Below are 21,258 nucleotides of genomic sequence, written 5' to 3'. Positions count from 1 at the left end.
TATACGCCCGACGCCGATTTCAACGGCACCGACAGCTTCACCTACACCCTGTCGGACGGACAGGGCGGCAGCACCACCGCCACCGTCACCGTCACCGTCACCCCGGTCAACGACGCGCCGGTGGCCGCAAGCGATTATGAATTCACAGATCAGAACGTACCGGTTACATTCGACGTGATCGCAAATGACAGCGATGTCGACGGCGACGCCCTTGCGATCAGTTCAGTCGGCACCGCTTTCAACGGCACTGTCAGCTACGACGGACCTTCGGTTACCTACACGCCCAACGCGGATTTTTTCGGTGTCGACAGCTTCACCTATACGGTCAGCGACGGCCAGGGCGGCAGCGACACAGCAACCGCGGTTGTCATTGTCGGACAAGACGTGACCACGCTGCCGGACGATGTGCCGGTTTCAATCACCTTCAATTCGGAAACACCAGGAGACCCGCCCGGATCTTTCATATTGGAAGTGACCCCGACTTCGTCCAACGCGATCAATCTGCTTATCGCCATGGACAGTTCAGGCAGCATCACGCTCAGCGGCTGGAACGATCTTCTGAATTCGGTCTCTACGGCACTCGATACACTGTCCAATCAATTTGCCGGCTCGGCAACCGAGGTCAACATATTCCTCACCTCGTACAGCGGTACCGCCAATACGATTGGTCCGTTCAATCTTGTAGAAGACCATGCCGAATTGATCACTCAGCTGAACAATCTGCCCTTCCAGAGCGGATCGACCAGCTGGGAAGCCGCGCTCAACGAGGCCAACGACATCTTGAGCGGACAAAGCCCGGATGACGCCAATATCCTTTACTTCATCACGGACGGAAACCCGTTGCCGCCCCAACAGGACTGGCAAGGAGCGCTTCTGAATCTCAACAACAGTGTAGCAGTTGATATCGAGGCTTTCGCCGTAGGGCCCAATGTCACTCTTTCGAATCTTGAGATTGTCGATTCGGACGGAACCGCGACCTCAGTCACCACGCCTGCCGCACTTGCCGACGCATTAGATCAAACACCCCTGTTCAATGCACAGTTGATCGATTTTTCTCTTTCGTTGAACGTCGATGGTGTCGACCTGGGAGAGGTCGTCGACGAGAACAGCAGCGCGCTGACGAGCAGCGGTCTCAATTATTCCGTGGCGCTCCAAGACGTTCCGAATATCGAAAATCTTCTGGGCTCCATAAACGTGTTCTATGCGTCGGCCACTTTCGACCTCGACGGCGATAGTTCGACCACAGCTGACCAGATCGAACTGTTCGCTGGCGGGGTCATCGAAATCGCGCCTACAAGCGGCGCAACCGCACGCTCTGCACCTTCGAACGAAACAGGTAGCGAACCGTCCGAAATGACGTTCATGCTGTCCAATGACTTATTGCCGGTTTACCATCAGGAAGAGCTTTCCACCTCGGTTATCGGGGACTCTTCGTCGAATTTTCAGGAGCTAAAACTTTCCGAGCTTCTGCATACGGCATCGGAAACACCGGATATTTTCGAACAAGGTAGCGTTCTGGAAGGAACAAATGGCGGGGAGCACAAGCTGGTGTCCGCTTTCAACGGAAGCCAGCCAGATTTCGAAGCGGTCAGCCACACCGGCATGTATGGGTCCCTCGGACTGGAGGAGGTCGTCGCCACAACACTGCCGACGACCTGATTGGCGCTGTAACGCCGAGACGATACCAATGCGAAGAACACGACAACCCAGGGCACTTCTTCAAAGCCGGCGGTCAGAAATCTCCCAGCGCCCCGCAGGGATCATCGCCGATGTAAAGGAGATGCCGGAAGCGGATGTTTCTCGGCAGGATGACTGAGGCGTTTCCGATAAAGAAGGCATCCGTCACTGGAGCGCAACATGGCGCGTACTTTTCGGAATGGTTGAGGCGAATACTCAGCGTGACTGCCCTGCTCCAAGGCCCCAAACTTACCCCATCCGTCAAAAACGCTTAGACCGCGCCAAGCAAGCGCGAGCGTCGGGGGCATGGCCCAGCGCCCGGACATGCTCTGACAGGCTCATTCGGCGGCTTGCCTCGTATTGGCCATTGCCAGCAGGTCGGCCAGTTCGGGGCGGCAGGAGCCGCAGTTGGTGCCCGCCTGCAGCGCCGCCCCGATGGCGTCGACGTTCATCAGGCCCTGGGTTTCGATGGCCGCGAGGATACGGTTGATACCGACCCCGAAACAAGAACACAGGATCGGCCCGGGATCGGGCCTGTCGGCGGGCGAACGCCCGGAGAGCAGGCTGTGATCAGGGACATCCGGCAGACCGGCGAGGTAGTCTCGCATCACGGCCACCGGCTGTGGCGAAACGAAAAGCGCCGCCACCAGGCATCCGTCCTTGCGAAGGGCGATGCGGGCGCTGCCGCGCGCCGGATCGAGAACGGAGGTCAATTCCGCCTCCGGCAGGCCAAACAGCTCGCGCGCCGCCTGTTCCCAGTCGTCGACCGGGGTCAAACCCGCAAGTTCCGCGCGGACGCCCCGCATGGTGGTCGCGCGTGCCCAGTAATCGGCGTTCGGGATAATGCCGCCAGTCGAGACCGCAAAGCCGTACCATGCCGCTTGCAGGCGGGTGACGTTGACGACGCTGGCCTTGCTTTCCGGCTGGCCCGAGACGGGATCGGTGATCGCGGCGACCAGCGCGTCGATGCGCGCCGATGGCGCGGTCTCGCCGGTCCAGTGAATCGGGGCAAATACCTGACCAGGCTTGACGCTGTCGGTGATGCGAGCGCGCAGGATGGCGCTGCCATGAGGGCTTTCGACACGGACGAGATCGGCAGCGGCGATGCTTCCCGCCTGCGCGTCCTGTGGATGGATCTCCAGGAAAGGCTCGGCCAGATGGGCGGCAAGGCGCGGCGACAGGCTTGTGCGCGTCATGGTGTGCCATTGGTCACGGGTGCGCCCGGTGTTCAGCCGGAAAGGGTAGCGCGGCACGGTCCTCGCGGCGGGCGGACGGAAGGCGACCGGGAGGAGCCTGGCCTTGCCGTTGGGATGGAAAAACCGGCCATCGGCGAAGAAACGGCCGCCGGTCCGCCCCGTCGTGATCGGCCAGCGTGTCGGGGCAAGCGTCTCGTATTCCGTTTCGCTGAGGGCTGCGAGGCCAGAGATGTCGAAATCGCGCCCGAAGGTCTCGGCGATGCCCGAAAGGGCTGCGTATTCGCGGAAGATCTCGGCGGGCGACTGGTAATCGAAGGCGGCGGTCCAGCCCATGCGGCGGCCGACCTCGGCCAGGATGGCCCAGTCCGGGCGGGACAATCCCGGCGCCGGCAGGGCGGCGCGCTGCCGGCTGACGGTGCGATCGGAATTGGTCACGGTGCCGTCCTTCTCGGCCCAGGCCGTGGCAGGCAGCAGGATATCGGCGAGGCGGGCGGTATCGGTGGCGCCGGTGATGTCGCTGATCACGGTGAAGGGACAGTTGGCGATGGCATCGCGCACGGCGTCGGCCTCGGGCATCGAGACGACGGGGTTCGTATGGATGATCCAGAGCGCCTTGATGCGCCCGTCGCCCGCGGCGCGAAACATGTCGACGGCCTTCAGCCCCGGTGCGTCGGGTACCGCGGGAGCGGACCAGAAATCGCGCACGGCGGCGCGGTGGTCGGCGTTTTCCAGGTCGAGGTGGCAGGCAAGCATGTTGGCCAGACCGCCTACCTCGCGCCCGCCCATGGCATTCGGCTGCCCCGTGACCGAGAAGGGGCCACAGCCCGGCTTGCCGATACGGCCGGCGGCGAGATGGCAGTTGAGGATGGCGTTGACCTTGTCCGAGCCCGAGCTGGACTGGTTCACACCCTGGCTGAAGATGGTGACCACCTTCTCGGTGCCGATCCAGAGACGGCAGAAGTCCCTGACCTGCTGTTCGGACAGCCCCGTGACGGAAGAATCTTCACGGCAGGCGGTGCGCAGGGCCTCGTCGAAGCCCTCGGTGTGGCGGAGATAGGTCTGGTCCACCGCGCCTGCTGCGTAGATTTCGCGGAACAGGCGGTTGAACAGGGCAACGTCCGTGCCCGGTTCAAGCGCAAGGTGCATCTCGGCACCATCGCAACTGGCGGTGCGGCGCGGATCGATGACGACAAGCCGTGTGCCACGCGCCCTCCGGGCGGCGAGGATGCGCTGGTAGAGGACCGGATGACACCAGGCGAGGTTGGAGCCCACGAGGACGATCAGGTCCGCCTCATCGAGATCCTCGTAGGTGCCGGGCACAGTGTCGGTGCCGAAGGCGCGCTTGTGCCCGGCAACGGTGGAGGCCATGCACAGGCGCGAGTTGGTATCGATATTGGCCGAGCCGATGAAACCTTTCATCAGCTTGTTGGCGACATAGTAATCCTCGGTCAGCAACTGACCGGAGACATAAAATGCGATGCTGTCGGGGCCGTATTCGGCAATGGTCTCGCGAAAGGTGTCAGCCACCTTCTGCAGCGCCGTCTCCCACGAGACGTCCAGCCCCCGGATGCGCGGCGCCATGAGGCGCTGACCAAGGCCGAGGGTCTCGCCCAGCGCCGATCCTTTCGAACAGAGTCGCCCGCGGTTCGCCGGATGGTCGGGATCGCCGCGCACGTCGAGCCCGCCCTGGCCGTCGGGCGTCAGCAGCACGCCGCAGCCCACCCCGCAATAGGGGCAGGTCGAACGCACCGTCTTCTGTTCGCAAGCGCCCCCGTCATCCATCAGGCCGCACTCCTCTTGGCGAGGAACGAGACATCAAGCAGGATGCGGCCCTCCACGATCTGTACCGGATAGACCTCGATCCGGCCATCGTCGGCACCCTGCGCAAGACCCGTATTCAGATCGAAAACCCAGTTGTGCAGCGGGCAGGTCACCTTCTGCCCGTGAACGATCCCCTCAGACAGGGGGCCGGCCTTGTGCGGGCAGGTGTCCGAGGCGGCAAAGACCTCCGTCTCGGCGGTGCGGAACACCGCGACACAACCTTCATGCGTCTTGACCAGCCGCGCCCCGCGCAGTGGGACATCCTCGACGGCACCGATATCGATCCAGTTCATTCCGCAGCCTCCTTGGTAAAATCGGCGAGGGGCTGGAAGCGGCGGGCCGCCTCCGGACTGGCCCGCTCGGCCCAGGGATCCTTCTGGTAGACGCTCTGCGACACGTCGAAGCGTTCGACGAGCGCGGTGCGCTCGGCGTCATTGCCCAGCACCTCCTTGACCCAGTCGAGCCCGACCTTGGCGACCCACTTGTAGGGCCGGTCGAGGTACTTGGCGTTCTCGCGGTAGAGCTGGATGAAGGCGGTCGTCCATTCGATCGCCTCCTCCTCGGTCCGGACGTCGACAAGACGCTCGGTCTCCTTGACGTCCATGCCCGCAGCCCCTGCCACTCCGACCTGGTAACCGGAGTCGACGCAGATGATGCCCACGTCCTTGCAGGTGGCCTCGGCGCAGTTGCGCGGGCAGCCGGACACTGCCAGCTTGACCTTGTGCGGCGTCCACGAGCCCCAGAGCTTCTTTTCCAGCTTGATGCCCAGGCCCGTTGAATCCTGCGTGCCGAAGCGGCACCAGTCCGAACCGACGCAGGTCTTCACCGTACGCAGACCCTTGGTGTAGGCGTGGCCCGAAACCATTCCGGCCTGGTTGAGATCGTACCAGATTCCCGGCAGATCCTCCTTGCGCACGCCCAGCAGGTCGATCCGCTGGCCGCCGGTCACCTTGACCGTGGCGCCATATTTTTCGGCCGCCTGCGCGATGGCGATCAACTCCTGTGGCGTGGTCATTCCGCCCCACATCCGCGGCATGACGGAATAGGTGCCGTCCTTCTGGATGTTGGCGTGATTGCGCTCGTTGACGAAGCGGCTTTGCGGGTCGTCCTTGTATTCCAGCGGCCAGTCGGCCAGCAGGTAGTAGTTCACCGCCGGGCGGCAGGCATGGCAGCCGTTGACCGTCTTCCAGCCAAGCTCCTGCCAGACCGCCTCCTGGCTCTTGAGCTCCTTGGTCTTGATCAGCAGACGAACGTCCTCGTGGGTCAGTTCGGTGCAGCCGCACATGGGCTGCGCCGCGGGTCTTTGAAAATCGTCACCCAGTGTGACCTGGAGAACCTGTTCCACTAGCCCGGTGCAGGTGCCGCAAGAGCCCGAGGCCTTGGTAATGGCGCGCAACGCGCCAAGGTCCCCTGCCCCGCCTTCGATGGCCTTGACGATAGTTCCCTTGCAGACGCCGTTGCAGCCACAGATTTCCGCCTCAGGCGGCAAGGCTGCAACGGCTGAGAGAGGGTCCGCTTGACCACCTCCCTGGCAGGCGGGGCCAAAGATCAGCGTCTCGCGCATCTCCTCGATGTCCGCGCCGTCCTTGATCAGGCCGAAGAACCAGTTGCTGTCGGCGGTGTCGCCGTACATCACCGCACCGATCAGCCGGTTGCCTTCGATCACCAGGCGCCTGTAGACGCCGCGCGCCGGGTCGCGAAAGACGATGTCCTCGCGCCCCTCGCCCTCGGCGAAGTCGCCGGCGCTGAACAGGTCGCAACCGGTGACCTTGAGCTTGGTCGACAGTTCGCGGGGTACGAACTCGGCCGCCTGCGCCGTCAGTGTGGCTGCCGCGACCTTGGCCTGATCGTAGAGCGGCGCGACAAGCCCGAAAAGCTGGCCGTTCAGTTCGACGCATTCGCCGACGGCGAGAATGTCGGGATCGGAGGTCAACATCTGCGGGTTCACCTCGATGCCACGGCCAACCTCGAGATGCGCATCGACGGCAAGCCGGGTCTCCGGCCGGATGCCGACCGCCATCACCACCAGATCGGCATCCAGGACGGTGCCGTCTTCCAGCAGTACCGCCTCGGCCCGGTCTTCGCCAAGGATCGCCTTGGTCGAGGCGTTCGTCAGCACGGTGATGCCGCGCCTTTCCAGGTCCTTCTTCAGCAGGTAGCCCGCCGCCTCGTCCAGCTGACGCTCCATCAGATGGCCCATCAGGTGCAGGACGGTGACCTCCATGCCCCTCAGCCGCAGGCCTGCCGCCGCTTCCAGCCCCAGCAGCCCGCCGCCGATCACGACGGCCCGCGCGCCGGATTTGCCTGTCGCCGCGATCATGGCGTTGGTGTCGTCGAGATCGCGATAGGCCACGACGCCCGGCAGATCCTTGCCCGGAACGGGGATAATGAACGGGGCCGAGCCGGTGGCGATCAGGAGCTTGTCATAGGGGACCGCGCCTTTCTGGCCGTGCACCTGCTTCGCCTCGCGGTCTATCCTGACGACATGCTCGCCGAAGCGGCAGGTCACCTTGTTGGCGGCGTACCAGTCATCGTCATGCGTGACGATCTCAGGGTATGATTTTTCTCCCGAGAGCACAGGCGAGAGCATGATGCGGTTGTAATTGCCACGCGGTTCGGCGTTGAACAGCGTGATTTCGTAAGCGTCCGGCGCAGTCTCGCGCAGGTGTTCAAGCACCCTGCCCGAGGCCATGCCGGCTCCGATGACGACCAGTTTCTGCATGTCGTTTCGTCCTCTCAGCAATTCCACGCCACGATGTGCGCGATGTCTCGGTCGTGATGGATCGGCAGGGCGACCATCGTCTCGGATCCCGCGGTCACGCCACCAGGCGCCCAGCTCTCGACAACGGGATGGCCGGTAGCCACCGCCTTGCCGGGCAGCCCCTCGCCTTGGGCGAACCGCGTCGCGCGCGAACCCTCTTCGAAGGCCGCGAAGGCGCAGCAGTTGCCATCGGCGAGCGTCGGTTCCTCGCCTTCCGGCACCCGGACCGTGCGGACCTTGATGAAGGTCTGCATCCGGATGTCCGCTTCCAATTTCGTTTCCATCTCCGGGTCCCTTTCAGGAGAAGTTCAAAGGCCGCGTCAGTCGGCAGTTTGCGTTTCTGTCGGATAGGCCGCCGCGATCATCACACCGGACAGCGTGGTGTAGGCGGCGGTCCAGGCCGCCTCGACCTCGGGGGGGAAGGCGTCGCCAAGCCCCTTGTTCAGCGTGCGCAGACGCGAGGCGCCGACCTTGGCGTAATCTTCTGCCTGCACACCATAGGCGACGTGCCGTATGGCAAGCTGCTCGGCGACAGGCACGATGGCGTCCAGGTTGTGTAGCCCGTTTACCACCGTCCCGAGGGTCATCATCAGCTTCTTGCCCTGCTCGGTGATGTCGGTGCCGCGGAAGTAGGGCTTCACCTCGGGCGCGGTCTCGAAAAGGTCCGCGTAGAAGAGGCCGGCCGCCGTGTCGGCGATCGGCACGACCTTGGCAAAACTGGCCTGAACGAGGCTGATCTGGGTGTCCTGCATGTCGTTTCCCTTTCTTTTGCCGGTGTTGCCTGGCGAAGGCCGCTCTCAGGCGGCTTTCCGCTTCTGCGATTTCGTCGCTCCGGCCTTGCTTTCGCTCTTGCCATGCTTGCCGTGTTCGTATTCCTCGAGGAAATCGAGAACCTGGGCGCGGTAGGTGTAATAGTCCGGGTGTTCGAGCAGCGCCTTGCGAGAGCGTGGGCGCGGCAGGTCGACGTCGATGATCTCGCCGATGGTGGCCTGCGGGCCGTTGGTCATCATCACCACGCGGTCGGCCAGCAGGATCGCCTCGTCCACGTCATGCGTGACGCAGATGGCGGTGACCTTGGTGCGGTCCCAGACCTCCATCAGCACTTCCTGCAGTTCCCAGCGCGTCAGGCTGTCCAGCATCCCGAAGGGTTCGTCCAGCAGCAGCAGCTTGGGCGAGAGCGCGAAAGCCCGCGCGATGCCCACCCGCTGCTTCATGCCGTTCGACATGTCAGACGCAGGCCGGTCCATCGCATCGGCAAGGCCGACACGTTCGAGGTAGTAGTCCACCACGTCCTGCCGCTCTGCCCGGCTGGCGCCGGGATAGACCTTGTCGACACCTATGGCGCAGTTCTCGCGCGCTGTCAGCCAAGGGAAGAGCGAGGGCGACTGGAAGACCACCGCACGCTCGGGGTCGGCGCCTTCCACGTGGTAGCCGTCAAGGCGGATCGCGCCCTTGGAGATCGCATTCAGACCGGCAGCCATGGTCAGAACCGTCGATTTGCCGCAGCCCGAGTGGCCGATCAGCGAGATGAACTCGCCGCGATCCATCTTGAGGTTGAAGTCCTCCACAACGGTCAGCGGTCCCTTGGGTGTCGGGTAGATCTTGTGCAATTGGCTGAAGTCCAGGAAGCGCTCGTCGATCAGTCCCTCCTGCGCCTGCTGCACGGCCTTCGGAACGCCGTGGATCGGGGTGACGTTGGGCAGCAGCCGGGACCCCTCGGCCTTGGCCTCGATGCCAACATCCATCAGGTACTGGGTGACCTTGCCGCGCAGGGTCTTGAAATACGGGTCGTGGTTCATGGCGCCGCGTTCGCGGGGGCGGGCGATTTCCACATCGAACTGCTCGCCCAGTGTCCCGTCCGGGTTCAGCGCGATGATGCGGTCAGCCAGCAGGATGGCCTCGTCCACGTCATTGGTGATAAGCACGCAGGTCTTGTTTTCAGCTTCCCAGATCTTCTCGATCTCGTCCGCCAGATTGGCGCGGGTCAGGGCATCCAGCGCGGACAACGGCTCGTCCAGCAGCAGGACCTCGGGGCTCATGGCCAGCGCCCGAGCCACGTTCACCCGCTGGCGCATACCGCCGGACAACTCCGCCGGGCGGCGCGTTGCAGCGTGGCTCAGGCCGACCATCTGCACATAATGGGCGACCTTTTCCGCGCGTTTGTTCTTGGAAAGCTCGGGAAATACGGTGTCTACCGCAAGCTGCACGTTGCCGCTGACCGTCAGCCAGGGCATCAACGAGTAGTTCTGGAAGATCACACCGCGTTCGCGTCCGGGGCCCTCGATGGGTTTGCCCTTGAAGGTCACGCTGCCCTTGGTCGGCTTTTCCAACCCGGCCATCAGGTTGATGAGCGTGGTCTTTCCCGTGCCGGAGAAACCCAGCAGGACGAGGAACTCGCCTTCCCGTATCGAGAGGTTGATGTCCTTCAGCACCTGTGTCGCATGAGTGCCTTCGCCGAAGTTTTTCGAGACATTCTTGATTTCAATGACAGTCATCTGGATCACCGTTGGTTCGAGAAGGTGAAGAGGGACTGCAGCGCGTACATCACGCGATCCAGCAGGAAGCCGATGATGCCGATGGTGAAGACCGCGACCATGATCTTGGCGAGCGACGAGGAGGAGCCGTTCTGGAACTCGTCCCAGACGAACTTGCCCAGGCCGGGGTTCTGCGCCAGCATCTCGGCAGCGATCAGCACCATCCAGCCCACGCCCAGCGAGAGACGCAGACCCGTGAAGATCAAGGGCAGGGCCGAGGGCAGCACCAGCTTGGTGATCTTGGTCCAGGTGCCCATCTTCAACACCTTGGAGACGTTGATCAGGTCCTTGTCGATCGAGGCCACGCCCAGTGCGGTGTTGATGATCGTCGGCCAGATCGAACAGAGCGTCACGGTGATGGCCGAGATCAGGAAGGACTTGGCGAAGAAACCGTCATTGGTCACGTAGACCGCCGAGACGACCATGGTCACTATGGGCAGCCAGGCCAGCGGCGAGACGGGCTTGAATATCTGGATCAGCGGGTTCAGCGCCGCGTTGGCGGTGGGCGACAGGCCCGCCATGATGCCCAGCGGGATGGCGATCACGGTGCCGATGAAGAAGCCGAAGAAGACGGTCTTGATCGAAGTCCATATCTGCTCGTAGAAGCTCGGAGCGCCGGTATAGGCAACCTCCTTGACTTCGTCCGACTTGCCGGCCGCGATCAGCTTTTCGTTACGCTGGGCGACCATCGCCTCGAATTTCTCGCGCTTCTCGGATTTGGCCAGCGCGTCGGCGTGCAGGTTGACGGCCTCTTCCCAAACGGCGGCCGGCCCGGGCACGGCGCCCAGCGAGGTCTGCACCTGCGGCGCCAGCGTGCCCCAGAGCACGAGGAACCCCGCGATGGCCAGCAGCGGCACGGCGAGAAGGCGCCAGAGTTCCTTCATCTGGGCGCGTGGGTTGTCGCCGGCCAGGGCCTTGATCGCCGGGGTTATCCAGCTGAGCCCCAGTACCTGGAACCACTTGTCGGCGGCATTGATGCGGGTGAAGAGACGCGCACGGCGGGCTTCCCGGTCGGCGCTCTCTGTGAAATTCGGGTCGACGGTTGTCATGGGTGCGATCCTCGGAAGGGTGAGTTGTGTTGGGCGTCCGGGGTCGGGAGCGCCCCGAGCCAGGCACGCTGGGCGGGGCGTCGTGCTTGCGCGCGCGCCGTCCCGCCCAGCCGCCTGCTCAGCTCTTTACCTCGGTGCCGACGACGGTCTGCTCGCCCTTCAGGCCGATCGGCAGGCTGTCGAGGTAGGCGTTGGGCGTGCGGCCGTCGTAGGGAATGCCGTCGATGATGTCGGCCGCCGGGGTCGGCTCCTTGTAGCCGTCGCTTTCCCAGGGGAAATCGGCCTCGTTGGCCAGCCCCTCATCGACCAGCATCCGCGCGGCCTGCAGGTAGATGTCGGGTCGGTAGACCGACTTGGCGACCTCGGCGTACCAGCTATCCGGCTTGGCCTCGGAGATCTGGCCCCAGCGGCGCATCTGGGTCAGGTACCAGACCGCGTCCGAGTAGTAGGGGTAAGTCGCGTTGTAGCGAAAGAAGACGTTGAAATCGGGGATGTCCCGCTTGTCACCCTTTTCGAACTCGAAGAAGCCGGTCATCGAGTTGGCAATGACATCGTAATCGGCGCCCACGTACTCGGGCCGCGACAGGATCTGCACCGCCTCGGGGCGATTGGCGTTGTCGTTCTCGTCCAGCCAGATCGCGGCGCGGATCAGTGCCTTGGTCACGGCCAACGTGGTGTTCGGGTACTGCTCGGCAAACTCCGCGGTTATGCCGAAGACCTTCTCGGGGTTGTTCTTCCACAACTGGTAATCGGTAATGACCGGGACGCCGATCCCCTTGAATACCGCCTGCTGGTTCCAGGGCTCGCCTACGCAGTATCCGGAGATGGTGCCGGCCTCGAGGGTGGCAGGCATCTGCGGCGGTGGGGTCACGGACAGGAACACATCGGCGCCAATCTGCCCGGTGACGTTTTCAGGGCTGTAGTAGCCGGGGTGCAGACCACCGGCCGCCAGCCAGTAGCGCAGCTCATAGTTATGGGTGGACACCGGAAAGACCATGCCCATGTTGAAGGGCTTGCCCTCGGCCTTGAACTCCTCGACCACCGGGGCAAGTGCAGAGGCGCTGATCGGGTGCTGCGGGCGGCCATCATCCATCTTGGGGATATGCGGCAGCATCTTCTCCCAAACCTCGTTCGACACGGTTATGCCGTTGCCATTCAGGTCCATCGAAAAGGGAGTGATGATATGCGCCTCGGTGCCGAAACCGATGGTGGCGGCCAGCGGCTGACCGGCCAGCATATGCGCGCCGTCCAGTTGGCCACCGATCACGCCGTCCAGCAGCACCTTCCAGTTGGCCTGCGCCTCGAGGGTCACGAACAGGCCCTCTTCGAGGAAATAGCCCCGTTCGTAGGCCACGGCGAGCGGGGCCATGTCAGTAAGCTTGATGAACCCGAAGGTCAGCTCGTCCTTTTCAAGCTCCAGCATCTCGGCGAAGGCCGGGCTGACGAGAGCGGTGGAGGCCGCGAGGCCAAAGAGGATAGACTTCATGTCCTTCTTTCCTTTTGTTCGTCTGCGCGCCTGGGGAGGGAGAAGCCCCAAAACGCAAAAAGCCGCTGCACTTTTCGTTCTGTCTGAACGAAGAGTGAGCGGCGTTGCTCGGATAATCCCAGTCTGCGGGAGAATTTCGCGAGGCGCACTCCATTGCGCGCCTTCTACCCATTCATCAGTCAAACCCGCGCTTCGATCAAAGGGTTTTTCGAGCGGAATGGCTCCGGAACCCGATTCAACCCCGGCAAAATGCTGCACTGCCGCATTTTTTGGCACTACACCTTGTCTGGATCAAAAATACGCCCGTCGAAGAAGGCATCCGGCAGCAGCGAGAGCTGTCCTTTCTGCGAGGCGACGGCCGTGGCTTGGCGAATCGAGCCTTCAAGCTTTTCCGATGCGCCGGGGAAATCGACATGCGTCGCCGACATCTCGCGGCGGTAGATGTCGCTGCGAAAGACCTCTCCCGCCTTCGCCCTCGCGGTGGCCGGATCGAGCCCGTAGCGGGTGGCCAGACGGTGTGCGATCCACTTCGCCTGGCTGCGCCAGGGAAAGTTCGCCACCCCGTCGTGAAACTCGATGAAACCTTCGACCTGCCTTTGTTCGCCTTGACCCGACACGGTGAAATGCCCGGTCAACGCCCGGTCGATCACCTCTGAGGGAAGGTCGAGGTAGGCTTTCTTGGAGAGAATCTCGGCCACCGATGTCCGCCGCTCTGGCGCGTTCAGCCAGCGCCCTGCCCGCCAGACCGCGCGCATCAGCTTGCCCAGCAGGTGCGGCTCGGTCTCGGCCCAGTCCGTGCGCACGGCCAGCACCTTTTCCGGCGCGAACGCCCAGATCGCCTTACCCGGCAGAAGCAGCGCGCCGGAGCATTTCTCGACAGCCACGGACCCCCAGGGCTCGCCGACGCAGAAGGCATCGACGTCGCCCGCTGCCAGTGCCTGCGCCATCAGCGGCGGCGGTACCGTGCGCACCTCGAACCCCACGCGCGACAGGTTGGAGGCTTCGAGCCAGTAGTGCAGCAATTCGACATGCATCGAGAAGGGAAATGGAACGCCAAAGACCAGCGGCCGATCCGCCACGCGGGCCAGCGCCGCTGCCGCACCGGCAGCATCCGCGAAATCGAACGTGTAGCCGATGCCGCGCAGACGCGCTTCCAGAGCCGGGCCGACACCTATCACGTTGCCGTTGACCGAGAGGACAGAGACCGCCGCGAGCGGTCGTGCAACACCACCCAGCCCCAGCGCCATGGCAACGGGCACCGGCGATAGTAGATGCGCTGCATCCACCCGACCGAACGCCAGCATGTCGCGCACCGAGGACCATGAAGGGGCGGCGACAAGATCCAGTTCGATCCCCTCTTCGTGGGCGAAGCCCATTTCGCAGGCGACGATCAGCGGCGCGGCGTCCACCAGCGGCACATAGGCGACAGGAAGGGTGACGGTCTTCATGACAAAAGTCCCGAAGCCGTGACCAGCGCCTCGGCCACCTCGGCCACGCGCCGGCCCTGATCCATCGCGGCCTTGCGCAGCAGCGCGTAGGCTTCTTCCTCCTGCAGACCGCGGGCCTTCATCAATAGGCCTTTGGCGCGATCAATGACCTTGCGTTCCTCCAGGGCGCGGCGGGTTTCGGCCAGTTCGCTGCGCATCTGCCGGACGATCTGGAACCGCGCAATGGCAGCATCCAGCACCGGCTTCAGCCGCTCGGGTTTCAGCCCGTCCACGACATAGGCCGAAAGCCCCGCCTCCACCGCTTCGCGCGCCAGACCGCCGGCCGCGCCGGAGACGAACATGGCCACGGGCCGCTCCAGCGGACCCGAGGCCAGCGTAAGTTCCTCAAGCATGTCGCGGGTGGGGTTGTCGATGTCGATCAGCACCACGTCCGGAGCAAGGGCGGCGATACGCCGGGCAAGGCTGGAATGATTGCCGATGACATGCACGTCATAGGACCCCGAGGCATGAAGCGCATCGACGATGGCGATTGCGCGGTCCCGGTCCTCTTCGACAACGACGATGGTCATGCGGTCTGGCATGGCGCCATTTCACAGCCAGATGCAGGCAGGGCAAGCCAAGACGCACCGCGCGCGCCCTCCCGTCAGGCACTTGCATAAAAATTAATCAATCGGTGGGATCAAGAGCTATTTTCGCACAGGGCGACCACTGCGGGCGACCGCCCGCCGAACTCTGAAACCGTCGTCAGGATGGTCCAAAGGCCGATCATGCACTGCCAATCAAACGGGTCCTCATGCCACGAGCAACCCGAGAAAGCCCCTGCCCGGCCCAAGCCGGTTCCCCTTGCATGACCGCCAGGGAAGGGACCAGAGCGCCTTGTCAAGAATTGCGAGGAGATCGTCCCAATTCTCCGGGCTGACCGAACGACGGATCCCGACGGACCGTTCTTTTCAGGCAATCCCAAAGCCGGTCCGTGCTGGAACTGGTGCGGCCGAAGGTCCGGACCGCATTGGCCCTGAGGGGCACGGTTCCCAGATCTTCCTCCAACGAAAAAACGATGCCTGCCTTCAGGTCGTGCTCGATCATGGATTTCGGCAGCCAGCACGCAAGCGAACGCCCCGCCACCAGACGGGCGACGGCGGGAGTCAGGGCGGTCTCGATCCGGGCTGATACCGTCAGCCCCTGCGGCAGAATCGGCAAGCATTCGTCGCGCAGAACTCGCCCGAGGAACGAATCCGTCGGATAAAGAACGGCGGGCAGGTCGAGCGCAGTACCACTGGCAACAGCTTCGCTGACGCGGCCCGCCAGGGCACGATCCCCAGAGACGGGCACCAGCCAGTCCTCCTCCAACCACAAACGCTCGACATCAATCGCGCCAAGGGCCAGCGGATGACGGTCGGTTTCGTGACAGATCAGCACATCCGCCGCGCCGGTAAGCAGCAGCACGAGCCCATCCGAGCGGTTCAGCGAGCGCAAACGCACCATGGCAGAGGGCAGCGATGCATCGAGCTGGGCATAGAGCCATGGCATCAGCGAGATGGCCAGACTGTGCTGCGCCGCGATGATCATCCGCGCGCCCTCGGCTTGCGAGCGCCGCAAATCCTCGCGCAGTTGGTTCAGGCTCGAGGCCGCGCTGCGCAGATCGGGCAGAAGTGATTGCGCCTCTGGACGCAGGCGCAACGGGCGGCGCGAGCGGTCCACCAGAGTCGCCCCGCACCATTCCTCTATGGCCGCGATCCTGCGCGAAAAGGCTGGTTGCGTGACATGGCGCGCCGCTGCCGCCTGAGCCAGCGTCCGATGCTCTTCAAGAGCAATCAGGTCTTCGATCCAGCCGATATCCATGCCTCGCCCCTTTATGCGAAACTTGCATTTTAATCCGCATATTAAGCATTGGACGCGGATTTTACATTCGAATTGTGTTTACTATGTGGATTTTCACACGGATGTGGCATGCTGTTTTTCCTGATCCTGGCACTAAGCATTCTCGGCCTGCTGGCAGGCGGCGCGATTGCTTATGTGGTCGGCGCGGCCTCGGTACTGAGCTTCGTCGCCGGCGGATCGAGCGACTTCCTCGCGATCCTGCCGCAGCGTGTCTTCAGCCAGCTCGACGTGTTCGCGTTCCTGGCGATGCCGCTCTTCGTGCTGACGGGCGATCTCATGAACCGCGGCGGCGTCACCCGGGCGCTGATCGACCTCGCGATGGCCCTGGTTGGTCGTTTCAAGGGCGGCTTGGGGCATGTGAACATCATGGCAAGCGTGTTCTTTGCCGGTGTCTCGGGCTCGGCAGTGGCCGATGCGGCGGCCATGTCGAACACGCTCGTTCCCGCAATGCGCGAGCGCGGCTACACCGAAACCTATGCGGCGGCGGTCACGGCGGCCTCGTCGATCATCGGCCCGATCATCCCGCCCAGCGTGATCCTGATCTTTTACGGCGCGCTCATGGGCGCGTCGGTTCCCGCGCTCTTCGCGGCCGGGGTGATGCCGGGGCTCTTGCTGGCCGCCGTGCTAATGGCGATGAACGCGTGGTTCGCGCGCCGCGACGATCACCCGGGCGGTGCCGGGATCGCTGTCCCGCGACTCGGTCCGGCGCTCTGGCATGCCCTGCCCGCCCTGTCCTTGCCGCTGATCATTCTGGGCGGCGTCCTGTTCGGTTTCGCCACCCCTGCCGAATCCGCCGCCGTGGCAGTTCTGGCGGCGATGGGCATCGGGATCGCCCGCGGCGAACTGGACTGGGCCGGGATCGTCAAGGCTGGCGAGCGTACCGCCGTGATGCTGGGGGCGGTGTTCGTGATCCTCTGCGCAATCGCCGCCTTCTCCTATCTCGCGGCCCTTTACCAGCTGCCGCGCCGCCTCGGCGAGGAAGTGGCCGAGCTGGGCCTCGGGCCGGTCGGCTATCTGATCGCAATAAATGTGGTCTTCCTGCTCGCCGGCATGGTCATGGACGTGAAAGCCGCCGTCGCGCTTCTCGCGCCGATCCTGGTACCCGTCGCCCTCGAAATGGGCGCCGATCCGGTTCATCTGGGGATCGTGATCTGTTTCAACATCACGCTCGGACTCCTCAGCCCGCCCTTCGGGGGCGTCCTCATCATCATCTCGACAGTGACAAGCGTGAATTACTGGTCTCTGGTCCGGGCCGTCGCCCCTTTCCTGACCGCCCAGATCGCCCTGCTGCTGATCCTGACGCTTTTTTCCGAAATCACACTTTGGCTGCCCCGGTCGCTCGGGCTTCTCTAACACAACGGGAGGAAATGAAATGAAACACCTTGCACTGTCGGCATTGATCGCCGCGACCTTGGCCCTGCCTGTTTCGGCCGAAACCATCCGCATCGCGATGAACGATGCCGAGGACATCGTGACCAACGGCGAATTTGCCTTCGTCGAGGGGTTCCGCCCGGTCGCCGAGGCGGGCGGATTCACGGTCGAGGTGTTTCCCTCGAACGCACTCGGTAACGAAGAGGAGCGCCTGAGCCAGACGACCCAGGGCCTGATCCACATCAATCTCGGGGCCGCGACGGCCCCCGCCTCGATGAGCCCGCTCCTGCGCATGACGATTCTGCCCTTCCTCTTTGCCAGCACCGAAGAGTTCGACGCGGTCATGGCCAGGACCGAGCTGCTCGGGAACCTGAACTCCCCGTTGCTGGAAAACGGCGTGCGGATCGCAGGCTTCAACGTGCGCGGTCTCGATGCTGGCTTTTTTAACACCAAAACGCCGGTCGCCACGGTCGAAGATTTGCAGGGCCTGCGCATGCGCGCGTTGAACAAGGGCCAGGTGGCTTTTTTCGGCGCTCTGGGCGTCAGTTCCACCATCGTTGATTGGTCCGAGGTCTCGAACGCCCTGCAAACGGGAGTGGTCGATGGCTACGTGAACCCGCCGAACTCGGCGCTCCGCACAGGGCACACCGAATTCCTGCGCCACTACACTCCTGCGGCGCTGGCCCCCAGCTTCCGCGCGGTGATGGTGTCGGAAGACTGGTATGCCGGTCTCTCGGATGAGGCGCGCGCCACAATCGACGCCGCGCTGGCCGCCGGCTTCAAAGCCAACCGCGACTGGCTTCCGGGCTGGGCGGCTCAGGTCGATGCGCGCTTTGCCGAGGCAGGCGTCACAGTGACCGAGCTGGCCCCCGGTGAACGCGACCGGCTTGTGGAAATGTCTACGCCGATCCACGCGCAACTGCTGGGCGAAGAAGGTCTGGAACGCGTCATGGGTGCGCTGAACCAGATACGGGGCCAGTAAGCATGCGCGCCGCCCTGATCTCGCTCTCCGACGCGCTCCACGCGGCAACACGTCTGGTGGCCCTCGTCATGCTGGCAGTGCTCGTCGGGGCGGTCAGCCTGCAAGTCATCGCACGGTACGGCTTCTCGGCACCTCCGGTCTGGACCGAAGAAGCCGCGCGCTACGCGATGATATGGGTCGGGTTGATGGGGGCGGCCATGTCCTTCAAGGCACGGTTCGATCCAGCCCTCTTCACCCCAAAGACGGGGCGTCGTGGCCGGATCGCCCTGCGCGCCGTACAAACCCTCTTCGTACTCATCTTCACCGCACCCATTCTCTACTACAGCGTGATCGGTACGAACGGCACCTTTGCGCGCAGCTTTCTGGGCCGCGCGATACGCTCGACCTCGGGCGCGATGGATCTGCCAATGATCTGGGTGGCCGCCGCCGTTCCCGTGGCCTTCACCGTGATCCTCGTGCATCTGGCGGCCCGTTGGGCTGGCGATGCGCGCGACCTGAAATCCGAGTTGCTGACATGAACACCGCCGACCTGATCTTGCGCAACGCCCGTCTGATCGACGGTACGGGCAGCGCCTCTTGTACTGGGGATCTGGCGATCACCGATGACCGTATCACCGGCTTGGGTGATCTCGGTACCTGGCACGCGGCGCAGGAGATCGATGCCCTGGGACTGGCGCTTGCGCCGGGCTTTATCGACAGCCATTGCCATGACGATCTCGCCCTTTTGCAAACCCCACTGCTCGAACCCAAGATCAGCCAGGGCGTGACGACCGTGGTGAACGGCAATTGCGGATTTTCTCTGGCCCCGCATCCAGAGGGCCGCGGTCCGCTGCCGCAACCGCTGGCCTCTCTGGTTCCCGACCAGTCGCTGATGTTTCCTGACTTCGCCGCCTATTTCCAGCGCCTCTCCGACCAGCCTGCCAGTGTCAACTCGCTCTGTCTCTGCGGCCACACGACCCTGCGCCACGCGGTGATGGACCGGTTCGACCGTGCCGCCACCCCGGCGGAAATAAAGGCCATGCGAGACCTGCTCGACAAGGCGCTCGCGCAAGGTGCGGCGGGCATGTCCACGGGCCTTTATTATCCCCCCGCCTCTGCCGCGCCCACGGAAGAAGTGATCGAGATCGGCGCGGTCTTGCAGGCTTATCAGGCGCTATATGTCACCCATATGCGCAACGAGGCCGATGGCGTGGTCGCATCCGTCGAGGAGACGCTGCGGATCGGCCATGAAACCGGCGTTCCGGCCATTGTTTCGCATCACAAGTGCATGAACCCACAAAATCACGGGAAATCAAAGATCACCCTGGGCCTGATCGATGCGGCGTTGGCTGCCGGCCAGGATGTCGGGCTTGACGCCTACCCCTATATCGCCGGCTCCACCTTCCTATTTCCCGAACGAGTGGAACAGGCAGCCCGAGTGATTGTCACATGGTCCAAAGCCATGCCCGAAACGAGCGGCCGCGATCTCACCGAGATCGCCGCTGAACTTGGCCTCTCTCTGCGCGAAGCCGCAGAGCGGCTTTTGCCCGCGGGGGCCGTGTATTTCCAGATGGACGAGTGCGATCTTCGGCGCATCCTTTCGCATCCTCTCACGATGATCGGTTCGGACGGGCTGGTCGCGGATCCCCACCCGCATCCGCGGGCTTGGGGAACCTTTCCTCGGGTGCTCGGCCATTATGCGCGCGACGAAGGTTTGTTCCCGCTGGAAGAGGCCGTACACCGCATGACGGGCCTCACAGCCAAGCGTTTTGGTCTCGCCGGACGCGGCGTGCTGCAAGTAGGGGCCTTCGCCGATCTCGTGCTGTTCGATCCGGCGGCCATTCACGACTCTGCCCGCTTCGAGGATCCGCAGCGCCCCGCTGCCGGGCTCCATGGGGTCTGGTGCAATGGCCGCCTGACATGGAACGGCCACGCGGCAACTGGCAACCGGCCCGGCCGCGTGCTGACCCGATCTTCCTGACACTTTCAAAAGGACCCTGCCCGTGATGCTCTCCCGATTCCCGCGCATTCGCCTTGGCCATCTGCCCACGCCCCTGGAACCCCTGCCCCGGCTTACCGAGGCATTGGGCGGGCCGGAAATCTGGGTCAAGCGCGATGATTGCACGGGGCTGTCCACCGGCGGCAACAAGACCCGCAAGCTGGAATTCCTCATGGCCGAAGCCGTTGCACAAGGTGCTGACATGGTCATGACCCAAGGCGCCACCCAGTCGAACCATGCCCGTCAGACGGCCGCCGCGGCCGCCAAACTGGGCATGGCCTGCCACCTCTTGCTGGAGGATCGCACCGGATCCACCGATCCGAACTATACGGGCAATGGCAATGTCTTGCTGGACCACCTGCACGGAGCCACCACCGAAGCGCGCCCCGGAGGGCTGGACATGAATGCCGAACTCGAGGCCGCGGCCGGGCGGTTCCGCACCGAGGGCCGCATCGTCTATACGATCCCCGGAGGCGGCTCGAATCCGACGGGGGCGTTGGGCTACGTCAATTGCGCATTCGAACTGCTGGGCCAGATCAACGAGACCGGGCTGGTATTCGATCACCTCGTTCATGCCACGGGCAGTGCGGGCACTCAGGCGGGGCTGATCACCGGGCTGAAAGCCAGCAATGCGAGGCTGCCGCTCCTTGGAATAGGCGTGCGGGCATCCAGGCCCGTACAGGAAGAGAACGTGTTCAAACTGGCCACCGCAACTGCGGCGAAACTCGGGTGCGCAGGTGTCGTTGCGCGCGCTGATGTCATCGCCAACACGGATTATGTGGGCGCGGGCTACGGCATCCCAACCAATGGCGGAATCGAAGCGATCCGCTTGTTCGCCGAACTCGAGGGCCTGTTGCTGGATCCCGTCTACTCCGCCAAAGGGGCTGCCGGCATGATCGATCTGATCCGAAACGGGCATTTCACCAAAGACGAACGGATCATTTTTCTGCACACGGGCGGTGCCGCTGCCTTGTTTGGATATGATCGAGTGCTGAAGAAAATGCCGATTTCACAGTAAATTGGGTGGCTTTTTTTGTCAGTGGACTTGTTTTGTGATGCCGCGAATGTTGTCCG

Annotated in this window: 17 protein-coding genes; 6 read left to right on the top strand and 11 right to left on the bottom strand. The window is 63.5% G+C overall.

Features of this window, described 5'->3' with window-relative positions; translation table 11 throughout:
• On the top strand, positions 1-1,659 hold a 1,659-nt coding region (locus BLT75_RS22760), incomplete at its 5' end, for a tandem-95 repeat protein (RefSeq protein ID WP_143028645.1).
• A 356-nt stretch (positions 1,660-2,015) separates the two neighbouring features.
• On the opposite strand, the gene BLT75_RS22755 is transcribed toward BLT75_RS22760, so the two are convergent.
• The 11 genes from BLT75_RS22755 to BLT75_RS22705 form a co-directional block, all read right to left on the bottom strand.
• Complete coding sequence (locus BLT75_RS22755) at positions 2,016-4,655, bottom strand: nitrate reductase (RefSeq protein ID WP_093037740.1); 2,640 nt, start codon at positions 4,653-4,655, stop codon at positions 2,016-2,018.
• Complete coding sequence (gene nirD / locus BLT75_RS22750; protein WP_093037737.1) at positions 4,655-4,987, bottom strand: nitrite reductase small subunit NirD; 333 nt, start codon at positions 4,985-4,987, stop codon at positions 4,655-4,657. The genes BLT75_RS22755 and nirD overlap by 1 nt, the downstream gene beginning before the upstream one ends.
• Entirely contained in the window at positions 4,984-7,416 is a 2,433-nt protein-coding gene (gene nirB / locus BLT75_RS22745) for a nitrite reductase large subunit NirB (protein ID WP_093037734.1), read from the bottom strand. The genes nirD and nirB overlap by 4 nt, the downstream gene beginning before the upstream one ends.
• Before the next feature lie 14 nt (positions 7,417-7,430).
• The gene (locus BLT75_RS22740) at positions 7,431-7,739 is read right to left on the bottom strand and encodes a hypothetical protein (protein ID WP_093037731.1); all 309 of its coding nucleotides are present in this window, start codon (positions 7,737-7,739) and stop codon (positions 7,431-7,433) included.
• Between the two features lie 36 nt (positions 7,740-7,775).
• Positions 7,776-8,207, bottom strand: coding sequence for a globin family protein (locus BLT75_RS22735; protein WP_093037728.1), 432 nt, complete (start codon positions 8,205-8,207; stop codon positions 7,776-7,778).
• A 45-nt stretch (positions 8,208-8,252) separates the two neighbouring features.
• On the bottom strand, positions 8,253-9,950 hold the full coding sequence (locus BLT75_RS22730; RefSeq protein WP_093037745.1) for an ABC transporter ATP-binding protein: 1,698 nt from the start codon (positions 9,948-9,950) through the stop codon (positions 8,253-8,255).
• A 5-nt stretch (positions 9,951-9,955) separates the two neighbouring features.
• Positions 9,956-11,038 (bottom strand): ABC transporter permease, encoded by a 1,083-nt coding sequence (locus BLT75_RS22725; RefSeq protein WP_093037725.1) that lies wholly within the window; start codon positions 11,036-11,038, stop codon positions 9,956-9,958.
• A gap of 118 nt (positions 11,039-11,156) precedes the next feature.
• A complete protein-coding gene (locus BLT75_RS22720) occupies positions 11,157-12,524 on the bottom strand; it encodes a CmpA/NrtA family ABC transporter substrate-binding protein (protein WP_093037723.1) in 1,368 nt (455 codons plus the stop codon).
• A 275-nt stretch (positions 12,525-12,799) separates the two neighbouring features.
• Entirely contained in the window at positions 12,800-13,972 is a 1,173-nt protein-coding gene (locus BLT75_RS22715; protein WP_093037720.1) for an ABC transporter substrate-binding protein, read from the bottom strand.
• A complete protein-coding gene (locus BLT75_RS22710) occupies positions 13,969-14,553 on the bottom strand; it encodes an ANTAR domain-containing response regulator (RefSeq protein ID WP_093037717.1) in 585 nt (194 codons plus the stop codon). Before BLT75_RS22710 ends, BLT75_RS22715 begins: the two co-directional genes overlap by 4 nt.
• Positions 14,554-14,851: 298 nt before the next feature.
• Positions 14,852-15,814 carry a LysR family transcriptional regulator gene (locus tag BLT75_RS22705; RefSeq protein ID WP_093037714.1) on the bottom strand — a complete coding sequence of 321 codons (963 nt, stop codon included), beginning with the start codon at positions 15,812-15,814 and terminating at the stop codon, positions 14,852-14,854.
• 108 nt (positions 15,815-15,922) lie between these two features.
• On the opposite strand from BLT75_RS22705, the gene BLT75_RS22700 reads away from it, so the two are divergent.
• The 5 genes from BLT75_RS22700 to cuyA are packed head-to-tail and all read left to right on the top strand — an operon-like array spanning position 15,923 to position 21,202.
• Positions 15,923-17,206: a TRAP transporter large permease gene (locus tag BLT75_RS22700; protein ID WP_093037711.1), complete on the top strand. Its 1,284-nt coding sequence runs from the start codon at positions 15,923-15,925 to the stop codon at positions 17,204-17,206.
• A 19-nt stretch (positions 17,207-17,225) separates the two neighbouring features.
• Complete coding sequence (locus tag BLT75_RS22695; RefSeq protein WP_093037708.1) at positions 17,226-18,206, top strand: TRAP transporter substrate-binding protein; 981 nt, start codon at positions 17,226-17,228, stop codon at positions 18,204-18,206.
• 2 nt (positions 18,207-18,208) lie between these two features.
• Positions 18,209-18,724: a TRAP transporter small permease gene (locus BLT75_RS22690; RefSeq protein WP_093037705.1), complete on the top strand. Its 516-nt coding sequence runs from the start codon at positions 18,209-18,211 to the stop codon at positions 18,722-18,724.
• The gene (locus BLT75_RS22685; RefSeq protein WP_093037702.1) at positions 18,721-20,166 is read left to right on the top strand and encodes an N-acyl-D-amino-acid deacylase family protein; all 1,446 of its coding nucleotides are present in this window, start codon (positions 18,721-18,723) and stop codon (positions 20,164-20,166) included. The genes BLT75_RS22690 and BLT75_RS22685 overlap by 4 nt, the downstream gene beginning before the upstream one ends.
• Before the next feature lie 22 nt (positions 20,167-20,188).
• The gene (gene cuyA / locus BLT75_RS22680) at positions 20,189-21,202 is read left to right on the top strand and encodes a D-cysteate sulfo-lyase (RefSeq protein WP_093037699.1); all 1,014 of its coding nucleotides are present in this window, start codon (positions 20,189-20,191) and stop codon (positions 21,200-21,202) included.
• Positions 21,203-21,258: the final 56 nt, after the last annotated feature.

Source organism: Ruegeria marina (genome assembly GCF_900101475.1).
Lineage (GTDB): Bacteria > Pseudomonadota > Alphaproteobacteria > Rhodobacterales > Rhodobacteraceae > Ruegeria_B > Ruegeria_B marina.
Note: the sequence above shows the minus strand (reverse complement) of the source record. Positions and strands in the feature narration are given on the sequence as shown.